15 protein-coding genes and 1 pseudogene are annotated in these 15090 nt (G+C 72.2%); 10 read left to right on the forward strand and 6 right to left on the reverse strand.

Features of this window, described 5'->3' with window-relative positions:
- Positions 1–51 precede the first annotated feature (51 nt).
- Positions 52–942, reverse strand: a complete 891-nt coding sequence (locus tag ACIBCJ_RS20815; RefSeq protein WP_365980819.1) for an NAD(P)-binding domain-containing protein — start codon at positions 940–942, stop codon at positions 52–54.
- Between the two features lie 51 nt (positions 943–993).
- Between ACIBCJ_RS20815 and ACIBCJ_RS20820 the strand changes: the two genes are divergently transcribed.
- The 4 genes from ACIBCJ_RS20820 to ACIBCJ_RS20835 all read left to right on the forward strand — a co-directional run bounded on the left by ACIBCJ_RS20820 (position 994) and on the right by ACIBCJ_RS20835 (position 3040).
- Positions 994–1353 carry a helix-turn-helix domain-containing protein gene (locus ACIBCJ_RS20820; protein WP_362101860.1) on the forward strand — a complete coding sequence of 120 codons (360 nt, stop codon included), beginning with the start codon at positions 994–996 and terminating at the stop codon, positions 1351–1353.
- A 149-nt stretch (positions 1354–1502) separates the two neighbouring features.
- On the forward strand, positions 1503–1940 hold the full coding sequence (locus tag ACIBCJ_RS20825; RefSeq protein ID WP_365980818.1) for a helix-turn-helix transcriptional regulator: 438 nt from the start codon (positions 1503–1505) through the stop codon (positions 1938–1940).
- Between the two features lie 22 nt (positions 1941–1962).
- On the forward strand, positions 1963–2592 hold the full coding sequence (locus tag ACIBCJ_RS20830) for a hypothetical protein (protein ID WP_362101854.1): 630 nt from the start codon (positions 1963–1965) through the stop codon (positions 2590–2592).
- Positions 2593–2704: 112 nt separating this feature from the next.
- Positions 2705–3040: a DUF2516 family protein gene (locus ACIBCJ_RS20835; RefSeq protein ID WP_199561115.1), complete on the forward strand. Its 336-nt coding sequence runs from the start codon at positions 2705–2707 to the stop codon at positions 3038–3040.
- 39 nt (positions 3041–3079) lie between these two features.
- On the opposite strand, the gene ACIBCJ_RS20840 is transcribed toward ACIBCJ_RS20835, so the two are convergent.
- The 3 genes from ACIBCJ_RS20840 to ACIBCJ_RS20850 form a co-directional block, all read right to left on the reverse strand.
- Positions 3080–4585: a fused response regulator/phosphatase gene (locus ACIBCJ_RS20840; protein WP_365980817.1), complete on the reverse strand. Its 1506-nt coding sequence runs from the start codon at positions 4583–4585 to the stop codon at positions 3080–3082.
- Between the two features lie 283 nt (positions 4586–4868).
- Positions 4869–5999, reverse strand: coding sequence for an NlpC/P60 family protein (locus tag ACIBCJ_RS20845; RefSeq protein WP_365980816.1), 1131 nt, complete (start codon positions 5997–5999; stop codon positions 4869–4871).
- A 188-nt stretch (positions 6000–6187) separates the two neighbouring features.
- Positions 6188–7099, reverse strand: coding sequence for a class I SAM-dependent methyltransferase (locus ACIBCJ_RS20850; protein ID WP_365980815.1), 912 nt, complete (start codon positions 7097–7099; stop codon positions 6188–6190).
- A gap of 257 nt (positions 7100–7356) precedes the next feature.
- Between ACIBCJ_RS20850 and mshA the strand changes: the two genes are divergently transcribed.
- Together mshA and ACIBCJ_RS20860 are read left to right on the forward strand one after the other, a co-directional pair.
- Positions 7357–8730, forward strand: coding sequence for a D-inositol-3-phosphate glycosyltransferase (gene mshA / locus ACIBCJ_RS20855; protein WP_365980814.1), 1374 nt, complete (start codon positions 7357–7359; stop codon positions 8728–8730).
- Positions 8723–9226: a YbjN domain-containing protein gene (locus tag ACIBCJ_RS20860; protein WP_365980813.1), complete on the forward strand. Its 504-nt coding sequence runs from the start codon at positions 8723–8725 to the stop codon at positions 9224–9226. Before mshA ends, ACIBCJ_RS20860 begins: the two co-directional genes overlap by 8 nt.
- A 33-nt stretch (positions 9227–9259) precedes the next feature.
- Here ACIBCJ_RS20860 and ACIBCJ_RS20865 read toward each other — a convergent pair whose 3' ends face one another.
- On the reverse strand, positions 9260–10087 hold the full coding sequence (locus ACIBCJ_RS20865; RefSeq protein ID WP_362101836.1) for an AraC family transcriptional regulator: 828 nt from the start codon (positions 10085–10087) through the stop codon (positions 9260–9262).
- 49 nt (positions 10088–10136) lie between these two features.
- On the opposite strand from ACIBCJ_RS20865, the gene ACIBCJ_RS20870 reads away from it, so the two are divergent.
- Complete coding sequence (locus tag ACIBCJ_RS20870; RefSeq protein WP_365980812.1) at positions 10137–10631, forward strand: DUF2000 domain-containing protein; 495 nt, start codon at positions 10137–10139, stop codon at positions 10629–10631.
- Positions 10632–10643: 12 nt separating this feature from the next.
- Here ACIBCJ_RS20870 and ACIBCJ_RS20875 read toward each other — a convergent pair whose 3' ends face one another.
- On the reverse strand, positions 10644–12065 hold the full coding sequence (locus tag ACIBCJ_RS20875; RefSeq protein ID WP_365980811.1) for an MFS transporter: 1422 nt from the start codon (positions 12063–12065) through the stop codon (positions 10644–10646).
- Between the two features lie 152 nt (positions 12066–12217).
- On the opposite strand from ACIBCJ_RS20875, the gene ACIBCJ_RS20880 reads away from it, so the two are divergent.
- The 3 genes and pseudogenes from ACIBCJ_RS20880 to ACIBCJ_RS20890 all read left to right on the forward strand — a co-directional run.
- Positions 12218–12979, forward strand: a complete 762-nt coding sequence (locus ACIBCJ_RS20880; protein WP_133890670.1) for a phosphoglyceromutase — start codon at positions 12218–12220, stop codon at positions 12977–12979.
- Positions 12980–13144: 165 nt separating this feature from the next.
- Positions 13145–13618: a hypothetical protein gene (locus tag ACIBCJ_RS20885; RefSeq protein ID WP_365980810.1), complete on the forward strand. Its 474-nt coding sequence runs from the start codon at positions 13145–13147 to the stop codon at positions 13616–13618.
- Between the two features lie 251 nt (positions 13619–13869).
- Positions 13870–14486, forward strand: a pseudogene (locus ACIBCJ_RS20890) (GntR family transcriptional regulator); the annotation flags it as partial.
- Between the last annotated feature and the right edge of the window lie 604 nt (positions 14487–15090).

Raw genomic sequence — 15090 nt, forward strand, 5'->3', positions numbered from 1 at the left:
GCCGCACCGCCCGGGTCGGCGCCCGCCGGTCCATGCGCCGCACCGCCCGGGTCAGCGCCCGCCGATCACGTCGGCGACGCGGGTGTACCCGTCCGAGCCGTGCCCCCGGGCGACGACCCGGCGGGCCTGCCCCTCGATCACCCGCATCAGGCTCGCGTCGATGCCGTGCGCCTCGGAGGCGTGGACGACGTGCGCCATGGTCGAGACGGCCGAGGTGATCGGGTTCAGCTCGCCCGAGTACGTACCGGCGTCGGTGTCGGCGGCGAACTCGGTGAACAGCGGCGGCAGGATGGCCGCGATGCCCTGCGCGAACGGCGCCAGCTCCGCCCCGGTCACACCCTCCGCCCGGGCCACGGCGAGGGCGTGCGTGTAACCCGCCATCGCCGTCCAGAAGATGTCGAGCAGCGCGATGTCGTAGGCGGCGGCCCGTGCGGGGTCCTCGCCCAGGTGGGTGTGGCTGCCGCCGAGCGCCGCCAGCACCGGCCGGTGCTCCTCGTACAGCTCCCGGGGGCCGCTGTGCAGGAACACCGCGTCGTCCGTGCCGATGGTCGGGGTGGGGGTCATGATGGCGCCGTCCAGGTAGCGGACGCCGTGCCGGGCGGCCCACTCGGCCGTGTCCCGGGCGCGGCCGGGAACGTCGGCGCTCAGGTTCACGACGGTCCGGCCCTTGAGCGCGGAGGTGACGGCCTCCCGGCGCAGTACGGCGTCCGAGGCGTCGTAGTTCACCACGCAGACGACCGTCAGCGGCGAGGCGGCCACCGCCTCCTCGGCCGACGCGGCGGCGACCGCGCCCCGGGCGGCCAGATCGGTGTCCCGGCCCGGCGTGCGGTTCCAGACGGTGGTCGCGAGCCCGGCCTCCAGGAACGCGGCGGCCAGCGCCCGGCCCATCGGACCCAGGCCGACGACGGTGACGGCGGAGGACCGCCCGGTGTGTGCGGACATGCTTCAACTCCCGTAATGTGAAGAACAATTGCTCATGAATGGGGGCACCTCATGGCACACCGGCGCCACGACCCGAACGTCTGCGGAGTGACCGCCGCGATCGCCGTGATCGAGGGCAAGTGGAAGACCACGCTGCTGTGGCTGCTGGAATCCGGCCCGCACCGTCCGGCGGAGCTGCGCCGGAGGGCGCCGGGCCTGACCGAGAAGGTGCTGACCCAGGCGCTGCGCGAGATGGAGGCGGACGGCCTGGTGGACCGCCGGGTCTACGACGTGCTGCCGCTGCGGACCGAGTACTCCCTGACGGCGTTCGGACGTGATCTCGCCGAGGCCCTCTCTCCCCTCTCCGACTGGGGCCACCGCCGCCTGGACCGGCTCACGGAGTCCGGAGCCGCCGCCCGCGCGACCTCCTGACCTCCGCCTGCCCCCACAGTCTCCGACGGGTGGGGCGCGGTGCCCAGTACGCACAAAAAAGTGGGTACGGCGACCCGGGGGAGGCCCGGGAAAACACTATTGCAAGCAGGTTGCTTGCAATAGTTAGCGGGATGTCGCATGCTGGAGTCATGGCATCGCTCAACGTCGGCAATCTCGGTGAGTACCTGCGCGAGCAGCGGCGCAACGCGCAGCTGTCGTTGCGGCAGCTCGCCGATGCCGCGGGCGTTTCCAACCCGTACCTGAGTCAGATCGAGCGCGGGCTGCGCAAGCCGAGCGCGGAGGTGTTGCAGCAGGTCGCCAAGGCGCTGCGGATCTCCGCCGAGACGCTGTACGTCCGTGCGGGGATCCTCGACGCCGAGCGGGACCGGGACGACGTGGAGACGCGTGCGGTCATCCTCGCCGACCCCTCGCTGAACGAGCGGCAGAAGCAGGTGCTGCTCCAGGTCTACGAGTCCTTCCGCAAGGAGAACGGGTTCGTGGCCGAGGCGGACTCGGGTGCCGAAGACGATGCCGATGTCGATGCCGCTGTCGACGGGGCTGCATCCGTACGAAACCCTCATCCGTAAGCAATTCCGGAGGACCATCACCATGGCCATCACCGACGACCTGCGCAAGACCTTCAGCGACCCCACCCCGCTCTACTTCGCCGCCGGCACCGCCGACCTCGCCTTCCAGCAGGCCAAGAAGGTGCCGGTGCTGGTGGAGCAGCTGCGGGCGCAGGCCCCGGCGCGGATCGACGCCGTACGCAACACCGACCCGAAGGCCGTCCAGGAGAAGGCGACGGCCCGCGTCAAGGAGACCCAGGGCAGCCTCCAGGCCAAGGCCAACGAGCTGTTCGGCTCCCTCGACGCCGACTTCAAGAAGCTCGGCGAGAGCGCGCAGGACCTCGCGCTGCGCTCCGTCGGCGTCGCCGCCGAGTACGCCGTCAAGGCCCGCGAGGCGTACGAGAAGGTCGCCGAGCGCGGCGAGCACGCGGTGCGCACCTGGCGCGGCCAGGCCGCCGAAGGCATCGAGGACCTCGCCGTGGACGTGGAGGACCTCGCGGTGGCCGTCGAGCCGTCCAAGCCGGCCCCGGCCAAGCCCGCGGCGTCCACCTCCGAGCCCGTCCGCGTCACCGAGGACAAGTCCGCCGCGGCGAAGAAGACCACCCCCGCCCCGCGCAAGGCCCCGGCGAAGAAGCCCACCACCGCCAAGAAGACGACGCCGCCCGCCAAGTAGTGGGGCGCGTCACGAGTGGGGAGCGGCCGGGCACCCTCGGGGTGCCCGGCTCGTTCTGCGGGTACGGTGACCGCGTAATGAAGAACCGAGTCTGGTGGTGGACGTTGTGCTGATGCAGGGGTTCGCGAACTTCCTGGGGCTGCTGAACATCGCCCTGATGGTTTTCACCGGCTTCGCGTTGATCGACGCCGCCACGCGCCGTGAGGACGCCTACCGCGCGGCGGACAAGAAGACCAAGCCGTTCTGGCTGATCATCCTCGGGCTCGCCTTCGTGGTGAGCCTGATCTTCCCGATCCTGTCGTTCCTGCCGATCATCGGCCTCATCGCGACGATCGTGTACATGGTCGACGTGCGGCCCGCCCTGCGCGGCCTGTCCGGCGGCGGCCGCAGCAGCCGCCGCGGCTCCAGCAGCGACGGCCCGTACGGGCCGTACAACGGCGGACGCTGACGGACCTGCCCGCCCGCGGGGTCACCGGGACCGGGCGGCTCAGGCCGTCCGGTCCAGCAGGACCACCGCCACGTCGTCGGCCAGTTCGCCGCCGTTCAGTTCGCGGACCTCGTTGACGGCGGCCCGCAGCAGCTCCTCGCCGCCCAGGCCCGCGGCGCGCTGGCGGCGGACCATCTCCACCATGCCGTCCTGGCCCAGCCGCTCGCGGCCCTCGCCGATCCGGCCCTCGATCAGACCGTCGGTGTAGAGCATCAGGCTCCACTCGGCGCCCAGCTCCACCTGCATCCGCGGCCAGCGGGCGCCGGGCAGCAGCCCCAGCGCCGGGCCGTTGTTGTCGTAGGGCAGCAGCCGCGCGGGCACGCCCGGAGCGGCGATCAGCGGGGACGGGTGTCCGGCCAGGCACAGGCCGGCGCGGCGGCCGTCCGGGGAGATGTCCACGGCGCACAGGGTCGCGAAGATCTCGTCGTCCGAGCGCTCGTGCTCCAGCACCTGCTGAAGCGTGCCGAGCAGCTCGTCGCCGCAGAGCCCCGCCAGGGTCAGCGCCCGCCAGGCGATCCGCAGCTCCACCCCGAGCGCCGCCTCGTCCGGGCCGTGCCCGCAGACGTCGCCGATCATGGCGTGCACGGTGCCGTCCGGGGTGCGCACGACGTCGTAGAAGTCGCCGCCGAGCAGCGCGCGGGAGCGGCCCGGACGGTAGCGGGCGGCGAAGCGCAGCGAGGAACCGGCGAGCAGCGGGGTCGGCAGCAGACCGCGCTCCAGGCGGCGGTTCTCCTGCGCCCGCAGCCGGCCCTCGGCCAGCCGCCGCTCGGCGGAGTCGGACCGCTTGCGCTCGACGGCGTAGCGGATCGCCCGGCTCAGCAGACGCCCGTCCAGTTCGTCGCGGAACAGGTAGTCCTGCGCGCCGACCGCCACGGCCTCGGCGCCGCGCTCGGCGTCGCTGGAGGCGGTCAGGGCGAGCACGGCGTGCCGGGGCGCCAGCTCCAGGACGTGCCGCAGCACCGCCAGCTCGTCGGCGCCCTCGCCGGCCCCCTCACCGTCGCCGGCGCCCTCGCCGCCCGGGCGGGCCGGGGCGGGGGCCGACAGGGCGAGGTCCAGCAGGATGCAGTGGACGTCGTCGGTCAGCAGCCGCCCGGCCTCGGTGAGGTTGCGCGCGGTGCGGACGCGGATCGGCTTGCCGGCCTGGTCCTGCAACTCGGGGACGATCGGCGAGCCGGCCGGGTCGTCCTCGATCAGCAGCACGGTCAGGTTCGTGGGGACCGCGTTCTCCTTGCGGCCGCCGACCGTACGGCCGGTGCCGGTGCCGGTGCCGGTGCCGGGGTCCGTGCGGTCGATGCCGGTGCTGGTGCCGCTGCTGGTGTCCGTGGGCTTCTCGCGCTTCTCCGTGGTGGTCTCTCGGGCGGGTGCTCGCTGGATGGTGGGGTTCTCGGCCGGGTTCGTCCCGGACGGGGCCTGTTCCGTGGAAGGGCCGCTGTCCGGGAACGCGACGGGCGCCTGACCACACTCCACGGCCGGGATCGCCCTCTGCCGCGGTACGGGTACGGGCATCGTCTTGGTTTCCTTCCCTCCCCCCGAGGGCATGGCGGGGCGAGGGACCTCGACCCACCGACGGGGACCATAGCGGGTGACCGCACCGCTGCGGAATGGTCCAGAACACGTCGGACGGCCGTCGGCCACTGTCATATGCCGCGTTTTCCCCCGCAGTTGGACAGGTCGCCCGGGCCCCGGGGATGACGAACGTCACGCGGGCCGGGGCGCGGGGCGTGGACTGGGTCACGTGGGCCGCCTCACGTGCCCGGCGCGGGGCGCGGCCCGGGGCGCGTGGTCCGGGTCACTCCTTCGGTGCGGCGGCCTGTTCCGGGGCCGTGGCCGTGTCCGGCCGGACCACGCCGAGGATCGGCATCGAGCCCGCGCCCGCGACGGTGATCGAGCGCCCCGGGCGCGGGGCGTGCACGACCGAGCCGTCGCCGACGTACATGCCGACGTGGCTGGCGTCGTCGAAGTAGATGATCAGGTCGCCGGGGCGCATGTCCTCGACGGCGACGTGCGCCAGCTGCTTCCACTGCTCCTGCGAGGTGCGGGGGATCGTCCGCCCCGCCGACACCCAGGCCTGCGAGGTGAGGCCGGAGCAGTCGAAGGACTTCGGCCCCTCGGCACCCCACTGGTACGGCTTCCCGATCTGGGCGGTGGCGTACTCGACCGCCTTGCGGCCCCGCTCGGTCGCCTCGGTGCCGAGGTCGTCGAGGATGCCGGAGCCGAGCCAGGCGGTCTGGGCCTCGGCCTGCGCCTGCTTCTCCAGCCGGGCCAGGCGCTCCTTCTCCTCCTTCTCCAGCTCGGACTCCAGCTTCTCGGCCGCCGCGACCTGCTTCTCGATCTTCTTCTGGGCGGTGGCCTTGGCCTTGCGGTTCGCCTCCAGCTCCTGGAGACGGGCGGCGGCGTCCGCCCTGTACGTCTTCAGGTCCTCCTGGGCGCGGGTCAGCTCGCCGAGCAGTCCCTTGGTGGCGCGCTGACCCTGGATCACCCGGCCGGTGCCGTCGAGGAAGTCCTCGGGGTCGTCGCTCAGGACCAGCTTGGCGCCGTCGGGCAGGCCGCCGGTGCGGTACTGGGCGCGGGCCGCGGCTCCGGCCCGGTCCTTGAGTCGGTCCAGCTTCTTCTGACCCGCGACGACCTTCTTGCCCAGCTCGACGATCTCGGCGTTCTGCTTCTCGGCCTTCTCCTCGGCGGCGTTGTACTCCTCCGTGGCCGAGGCCGCCGCGCGGTAGAGCCCGTCGAGCTTCTTGCGTACGGCCTCCAGGTCCTTGCCGGGCGTGGCGGCGGGGGCCGTCGGCGCGGGGGAGGCGCCCGGCGACGTGGACGGCGAGGGCCCCGGGTCGGCGAACGCCGTACCCGGTGCCGCCAGCACGGTGACCGCACAGACCACGGTCACGGCGGCGGTCGTCCAGCCATGCTTCCCCGTACGCATACCTCGCCCCCAAACTGATTAACCGTCAGTAACATAGGCCGCTCGGGGGATCGTGCCATGCCGGCGCGGAAAGCGACAGAGGCCCGGCGCGGCTCACGGCTTCGGTCCCGGCTCGGCTCACGGCGTCCCGGCGCGGCTCACGGCTCCGGTCCCGCCCCGGGATCCGTGCCGTCCGGCCCGCCGCCGGTTCACGCGCGGGGCGCCAACGCCTCCCACCGCACCGTCACTTCGCCCTGCCGCCACCGCACCGGCCCGTCCGACACCGGCCAGTCGGCCGTCAGGTCCCGCACGGCCCGCATCCAGCGCTGGCGGGCGCCGTACGAGGCGTAGGGCGCGGCGGCCGCCCAGGCGCGGTCGAAGTCCCGCAGGAAGGCGTGCACGGGCTCGCCGGGGACATTGCGGTGGATGAGCGCCTTCGGCAGCCGTTCGGCCAGGTCGGAGGGGCGTTCCAGGGAGCCGAGCCGGGTCGCGAAGGTGACCGTGCGCGGCCCCTCGGGCCCGAGCGCCACCCACACGTGCCGGCGCCCGATCTCGTCGCAGGTGCCCTCGACCAGAAGCCCGCCGCGCGAGTGCCCCGACGGACCCGACGGACCCGACGGACCCGACGGACCCGACGGCCCCGACGGGCCCGACGCGGACCCCGCCCCCGGGGACGGTGACGGCGACGGCGCCGAGGCGGGCGCGAGCCGCGCGCACAGCCGCTGCCAGACGGCGGCGACCTCGGCCTCGTCGTACTGGCGCAGCACGTTCGCCGCGCGGATCAGCAGCGGCGGCCCGGCGACGGGGACCTCGAAGCCGCCGTGCCGGAAATCGAGCCCCTCGCGCGCGTACGGCTGGGCCGCCGCCACCCGCGCCGGGTCGATCTCGACGCCCACCACGCGCGCGTGCGGCGCGACCGTGCGCAGGCGGTGCAGCAGTTCGACGGCCGTCCAGGGGGCCGCGCCGTAACCGAGGTCGACGGCGACGGGATCGGCGGCCCGGCGCAGTTCGGCGCCGTGCGTGGCCGCGATCCAGCGGTCCATGCGGCGCAACCGGTTGGGATTCGTCGTGCCGCGCGTGACCGTGCCCACAGGGCGGGTGGCGGCGGCACGGGGTGGCATGCCTACGAGGGTATTGCGTCCGGCCCTCCGGCATTCGTCCACGCGACGGTGGTACCCGCACCCCGGAGGCAGGGCACCCGCCGTTCGCCGCCGCGCGCGGGTGACCCGACCGGCCATCGAACGGTTGAGCGACAGGGGGTAATGATTCGGCAAAGGTCGGAAAAACGGAATGGAGCACCGCCCGTCCGGTGTTCCCACCCCTTGGAGGGCAACCCAGGTCCTCCGACCGGCATGCCCGCAGCGAGGAGGAACGGCTCGTGAGCCAGTACGTCAGCAGGCTCGGGCGCCGCTCACCGGCGGCCTCCCCGCGGCTCCGGGTGCTGCGCAGGCCCCGCCGCGTCGCCATGCTCTCCGTGCACACCTCACCGCTCCACCAGCCCGGCACCGGCGACGCCGGCGGCATGAACGTCTACATCGTCGAGCTGGCGCAGCGCCTCGCCGCGATCAACATCGAGGTCGAGATCTTCACGCGGGCGACCACCGCGGCCCTCCCGCCGGCCGTCGAGCTGGCCCCCGGCGTCCTCGTCCGGCACGTCGACGCGGGCCCGTACGAGGGCCTGGCCAAGGAGGAGCTGCCCGCCCAGCTCTGCGCCTTCACCCACGGCGTGATGCAGGCCTGGGCCGACCACCGGCCCGGCCATTACGACCTCGTGCACTCCCACTACTGGCTCTCCGGCCACGTCGGCTGGCTCGCCGCCCAGCGCTGGGGCGCCCCTCTGGTGCACGCGATGCACACCATGGCCAAGGTCAAGAACGCCAACTTGGCCGAGGGCGACACCCCCGAACCGGCCGCCCGCGTCATCGGCGAGACCCAGATCGTCGCCGCCTCCGACCGCCTGATCGCCAACACGGCGGAGGAGGCCGACGAACTCGTCCGCCACTACGACGCCGACCCCGGCCGGGTCGCCGTCGTCCACCCCGGCGTGAACCTCGACCGCTTCCGCCCCTTCCCCCGGGGCACCGTCCCCGGCCCCGGCCGGCAGGGCAACGCCCGCGCCGCCGCCCGCGCCCGCCTCGGCCTGCCCCAGGACGCGCTGATCCCGCTCTTCGCCGGCCGCATACAGCCCCTGAAGGCGCCGGACATCCTGCTGCGCGCCGTCGCCGTACTCCTCGACGAACGCCCCGAGCTGCGCTCCCACATCGTCGTCCCCGTCGTCGGCGGACCCAGCGGCAGCGGCCTCGCCAAGCCGGAGGGCCTGCAGAAACTCGCCGCGCGGCTCGGCATCGCCGACGTCGTGCGCTTCCGCCCGCCCGTCGGGCAGGAGCAGCTCGCCGACTGGTTCCGGGCCGCGTCCGTGCTGGTCATGCCGTCCTACAGCGAGTCCTTCGGACTGGTCGCCATAGAGGCCCAGGCGGCCGGTACGCCGGTGCTGGCCGCCGCGGTGGGCGGGCTGCCGGTCGCGGTGCGCGACGGACACACCGGGCGGCTCGTCGAGGGCCACGATCCCGTCGCGTACGCGCGCGTGCTGCGCGACTTCGCCGACAACCCCGAGCTGACGCCCCGCATGGGCGACGCCGCGGCCCGGCACGCCCAGTCCTTCGGCTGGGACAGCGCCGCCGCCGCGACGGCCGACGTCTACACGGCCGCGATCCAGTCGCACCGCCGTCGCGTACGCTCGCACCATGGCTGAGGCACCGGAGAAGGCAGCACAGGTCGTCGAGGGGGCGCTGAAGGACGCCGAGCTGGAATGGGAGAGCCCCGAGCCCGGCAACTTCGTCGTCAAGCTCCCCGGCACCCGCAAGCTGTCCACGACGGTCTCCCTCCTCGTCGGCCGGCACTCCCTCTCCCTGAACGCCTTCGTCATCCGCCACCCCGACGAGAACGAACCGGCCGTCCACCGCTGGCTGCTGGAGCGCAACCTCAAGCTCTACGGCGTCGGTTACGCCGTCGACCGCCTCGGCGACATCTACGTCACCGCCAAGCTGCCCCTGGCCGCCGTCACCCCCGACGAGATCGACCGCATCCTCGGCCAGGTCCTGGAGGCCGCCGACGGCGCCTTCAACACCCTGCTGGAGCTGGGCTTCGCGTCCGCCATCCGCAAGGAGCACGCGTGGCGGACCTCCCGCGGCGAGTCCACGCGGAACCTGGAGGCGTTCCAGCACCTGATCGAGCGCTCCGGCGACTGATCCCGCCCGGCCGCCCCGGCGTGTTCCGGCGCCTCAGCTCCGGGCGCCGCTGGACCGGTACCGCCCCGGCGTGACCCCCACCAACCGCTTGAAGTGCCGGGTCAGATGGGCCTGGTCGTAGAAGCCGGTGGCACCGGCCACGTCCGCCGGGGACCGTCCGGCCAGCAGCAGCCGCCGGGCCCGGTCGACCCGGCGTGACATCAGGTACTGGTGCGGCGCGATGCCGTAGGCGCCGCTGAACGCCCGTACGAGATGCGCCGGGTGGGCGGGCACGAGCGTCGCCGCCTCGTCCAGGCCGATGCCCGCGACGATCCGTTCGTCGAGCAACTCCCGCAGCCGCCGGGCGAGCACGGGGTCCCGGCGCGCGGCCCCACCGTCCCCGGCCGGGCGCAGATGGGTGCGCAGCCGCTCGCCGATCAGCGTCAGCCTGCTCTCCGCCTCCAGTTCGTCCCCGGGCAGCGCGAGCGCGGCGTGCAGCTGTCCGACCCGCCGGCGCAGCACCGGATCACGCAGGTCGGGGGCGTCGACGGCCGGTCCGATCAGCTCGTCGCCCAGCCGGGAGGCGTCCAGGTACAGGACGCGCTTGCGGAAGCCGTCCGGGGTGGCGGGGGAGCCGTTGTGCGGCACGTGCGGCGGCAGCAGCGACACCGTGTCGTGCGGGGTGCCGTGCTCGTGCCGGTCGAGGTCGTACCGTACGGCGCCGGCGTCGACGATCAGCAGCGTCCAGGCGTCGTGGACGTGCATCGGGTAGGCGTACTCGGTGTAGTGCGCGTGGAAGACCTCGACGACGCCGGGGACGCGGGGCCGCCAGGCGGAGACGTTCCGCTGGGTGCTCCCCTGGTCCTTCCGTCGGCCGGCCATGCAAAAAACGTACAAGACCGGGCGGGGAGCGGGACGGCAGTCTCACCGTATGAGCACGCACGAAGCAGCCCACGCGGCACCCGGGGCACCTGAGGCATCCGACGCACCCGAGGCTCGCGGAGCCGGGGCCCCCGTCCGCTTCGACACCAAGATCGCCGTACTGCTGGGCGAGGACCTGGAGACCTGGCAGCGCCTCAACGTCACGGCCTTCCTGGTCAGCGGCCTGGGCAGCCAGTGCCCCGAGGTGATCGGGGAGCCGTACGAGGACGCGGACGCCGTCGGCTACCTGCCGATGTTCCGCCAGCCGGTCCTGGTCTTCGAGGGCACGAAGGAGACGCTGACGGCCGCCCACGCGCGCGTACTGTCCCGCGCCCTGCCCCGCGCCCTCTTCACGTCCGACCTCTTCACCACGGGCAACGACCGCGACAACCGGGCGGCGGTACGGGCCGTCGCGACGGCGGACCTGGACCTGGTCGGCCTCGCGGTGTACGGCCCGAAGAACGCGGTGGACAAGGTGCTGAAGGGGGCGCGGATGCACCCGTGAGCGGGCGGCGGGTCAGACCGCGCTGGCCTCGGCCTCGGGGCCGCCTTCCGCGCGGCCCGGGCCGGCCACGGGCGTCCCGGACAGGGCCGGTGCGTCGGAGGCGACCGGCGTCTTGGACAGGGCCGGTGCCTCGGCGGATGCGGCCGGGTCCTCGGACGGCGGCGCCGGCGTCTCGGACTGGGCGGGACTCTCAGTGCGGGCCGTCGTCGACCCGGCCGGGCTCTCGTCGTCGGGCAGGCCCCGCATGAGCCCCCCGTACCCGGCCGCCGCCACCGTGCCGACGACGGCGCAGACGCCCCACAGCCACTCGGCGCCCCAGCGGTCGATGACGAAACCGGACATCAGCGGGGCGACCAGGGAGGCAACCGCCCAGGACATCGTGTACATGCCCTGGTAGCGGCCGCGCCCGTGCACGGGGGAGAGGCGGACGACGAGCCCGGTCTGGGTGGGCGCGTTGACGATCTCGGCCAGCGTCCACACGCACACCGTGAGGGCGAAGACCCCGACCGACCCGGCGAAGGCGGTGAGCCCGAAGCCGTACCCGGCCAGCAGCGAGGAGCCGACGAGCAGCAGCCGCGGATCGCGGTGCTGGATGAACCGCGTGACGGGGATCTGAAGGACGACGATCAGGATCCCGTTGACGGCGATGGCCAGCCCGAAGTCGGCGGGCGTGAACCCGGCGTCGCCCATGGCGACGGGCAGTCCCACGTAGGCCTGCTGGAAGATCACGGCGATCAGGAAGGACAGCCCGACGACGCTCATGTACCGCCCGTCGCGCACCACGGTCCCCAGGGACACGGCTGCGTCCTTGTCGCCCGCGTCGGCGCTCCCGGTCCGCTGCGGCCTGGACTCGGGCAGCTTCACGAAGACGAGGACGGCGCACACGAGCGTCATCCCCGCCTCGATCATGAACCCGGCGAGATAACTGACCTCGGCGATGAACCCGGCCGCCATGGAGGAGACCGCGAAACCGAGGTTGATCGCCCAGTAGTTCAGCGAGAACGCCCGGATACGGTCCTCGGGCCGCACGATGTCCGCCATCATCGCCTGCACCGCGGGCCGCGACGCGTTGCTCGCCATGCCGACCAGGAAGGCCACGGCGGCGATGGCCACCGGGTCCCGCATGAAGCCGAGCAGTGCGACCGACAGCGCGGTCGAGGTCTGCGCCACGAGCAGCGTCGGCCGCCGCCCCAGCCGGTCGGTCATCACCCCGGCGCCCAGCGAGGACACGACCCCGCCGAGCCCGTGCAGGGCGGCGACCAGGCCGGCGTACGTCGCGGAGTAGCCGCGATCGATGGTCAGGTACAGCGCCATGAAGGTGGCGACGAAGGCACCGAGCCGGTTCACGAGGGTGCTGGTCCACAGCCACCAGAACTCACGGGGGAGCCCGGACACGGTCTCGCGTGCGGCACGTCTGAGTCCGGCGACTGGCATGGGTCCCCCGAGGTGGGTGTAAGCGGCTGATGCGGTAAGCACAACTTACGAAGACGTGCGTGTGGGGGCCACTCGTTTAACACTTCCCGTCAACCGTCCGCCCACCGGGCGCCCCGAGCATCGGGTCCGGGGGTTCGATTACGCTCGGGAGCATGGCCGACGCACCGTACAAGCTGATCCTCCTCCGCCACGGCGAGAGCGAGTGGAACGAGAAGAACCTGTTCACCGGCTGGGTGGACGTCAACCTCACCCCGAAGGGCGAGAAGGAGGCGACGCGCGGCGGCGAGCTGCTCAAGGACGCCGGCCTGCTGCCCGACGTGGTCCACACGTCCGTCCAGAAGCGCGCGATCCGCACGGCCCAGCTCGCGCTGGAGGCCGCCGACCGCCACTGGATCCCGGTCCACCGCCACTGGCGTCTCAACGAGCGCCACTACGGCGCCCTCCAGGGCAAGGACAAGGCCCAGACCCTCGCCGAGTTCGGCGAGGAGCAGTTCATGCTGTGGCGCCGGTCCTACGACACCCCGCCGCCCGCGCTGGACCGCGACGCCGAGTACTCCCAGTTCTCCGACGCCCGCTACGCGACCCTCCCGCCGGAGCTGCGCCCGCAGACGGAGTGCCTCAAGGACGTCGTCGGCCGCATGCTGCCGTACTGGTTCGACGCGATCGTCCCCGACCTCCTCACCGGCCGCACCGTCCTGGTCGCCGCCCACGGCAACTCGCTGCGCGCCCTGGTCAAGCACCTCGACGGCATCTCCGACGCCGACATCGCGGGCCTCAACATCCCGACGGGCATCCCGCTGTCGTACGAGCTGGACGCCGAGTTCAAGCCGCTGAACCCCGGCGGCACGTACCTCGACCCGGACGCGGCCGCGGCCGCCATCGAGGCCGTGAAGAACCAGGGCAAGAAGAAGTAAGCCCCGTACTGATCAAGCCCTCTGTCTGCGGTTCTCCCGTGGGCAGAGGGCTTGTTCTTGTACCGGGACCACCGCTGGGCCGTATAAGAGGTGTGTCCGTTCCGGCGCTCCGCCCGAGCGGCGGGCCGGCTGGCGTCTGCCCTCCCTGGCGATACGGTCCCTGCCATGATCGCTCAGATAGTGACACTGGCGGGTGTACTCATCGGTGCTCTGACGTCGTACGTGTCGGTCACCATGGGAGAACGGGCCAAGCACCGACGGACCATGGCCACCCGTTGGGACGACCGGAAGCTCAGTACGTACATCGAGTACGCCGCATGCGTGAAGGAAGTGGCTGACGCCTCGAAATTCGCACGTATGGCCGACGCGGGCTCAGAGGCCCACCACGAGTTCATCACCGCGATGGAGGAGGGCGAGCGCAGGCGCTCGGCCCTCTTCGAAGCGCTCGTGATGTTGGCAGCGCCGCCGGCCGTCGCCGCAGCTCATGAAGTCAACGTGGTGCTGTGGGAGATGGAGAGGCAGGCGCGCGAGCATCGGCCCCTACCGGTGACCGGCGACCTCCACGAGCGGCTGAACACCTACCACGAGCGCGCCCGAGCAGACCTCGGCATCGACCAGAACGCTTGGCGCACCCCCTGACGCCGCCGAGCAGGATGTCTCCTCGCTGCCGTACAGCAGCCGGCACGGCAACCACGACGATCCGTCCCCGGGCCGGTAACCGGATGCCCGGCCGTTTGGCACAACTCTAGACAGACACTGCGGTCGATATGTCTAGAGACGTCAAGTCGCCCGCCCGGAGGCGGCTTTGAGGGGCCCGGGCGCTACTCGCAGCAAACGGACGGACCACCTGCGGCCTGGGGTGTCTAGAGAAGGAGAGGAGGCCCACGGGGATGGCCAACACCGGAGGCGACCGTCGCCCCGAGTACCAGCGGATCGCCGACGCGTTGCGCGAAGCGATCCGGTCGGGCGAGTACGGTCCCGGTGATCGGCTCCCCGGTGAGAACGACCTCATGGTCACGTATGGCGTAGCCCGCATGACGGCCCGCCAGGCTTTGAGCGTCCTCAGGGACGAAGGCGTCGCCGAGGCCCGCAAGGGCGCCGGCGTGTTCGTCCGCGAGTCCGCCCGGTACGGCGCCGGGGCATCCAGCGGCTCGCCCAACAGCAGTGGGGCAACGGCCGGTCCATCTGGTCGGCCGACGTCGAGAACCGCTCCCTTGAGGTGGACCAGGTCAGCGTGTCCGAGGAGGTCGCGCCCGATGGTGTGGGCGCGGTCCTGGACCTGGCCGACGGGGAGACGGTGTGCGTGCGGCGCCGCCGCTTCGTCCTGGGCGGCAAGCCCGTCCTGCTGGCGACGAGCTACCTGCCCACCTCCCTGGTGGCCGGTTCCGCGATCACGCAGGAGGACACCGGCCCCGGCGGCACGTACGCCCGCCTCGCCGAAGTCGGCCACGGGCCGGTGCACTTCCGCGAGGAGATCCGCTCACGCATGCCGTCGCCGGACGAGGCGAGCTGGCCCCGGAATGCACCTGTAGTGGGTGGCCTTGACCGGTGGCTTCGACAACTTCTCCCCCCGTTGCACATTTCCGTAAAGGACGGCTCCCGTAACAGCGCTCCCATGCTCAATACAGCCGTAATCGGGATTTTCGTTTGTCAGATGCACTTGTTGAGCAGAGCCTGCGAAGTAGTCGCCGTCATCATCTATTCCGGCGTCAAAGATAAGAACCTCGGGCACAGTCGCGTCGGCTGCTGGAGGTGCCGGCCGCGCATCGATCTTGACCGCTTTGTGCATATTCGCCCCCATGTGGCTGATCAATTGCAGCCCGATGATCCCGCACGAAGGGTCTCCCGCGGAGGGGTTGGTACGACTCATCGCGCGGGTTTGGCCGATTACCGCACTTTGGCCTAAAAGCGTTGCTGTCACCAGCACTTATGTCCTAGGTCGGCTCCCAGGAGCACTAGAACAGCGAGCCATATGCCCCGGTCAGATAGGGAGGTGCAGCGTCCCGGCGCCCGGGCCCTCTGCGGGATGCCGCCGGCGCGGCTGATCCACATGAGTGCGCTACGCCGGTCGCTCTCAAGGCTGAGGCTGACATCCACCGCTGACATCAACG

This window comes from Streptomyces sp. NPDC051136 (assembly GCF_044455745.1).
In the GTDB taxonomy this organism is placed as follows: Bacteria; Actinomycetota; Actinomycetes; order Streptomycetales; family Streptomycetaceae; genus Streptomyces.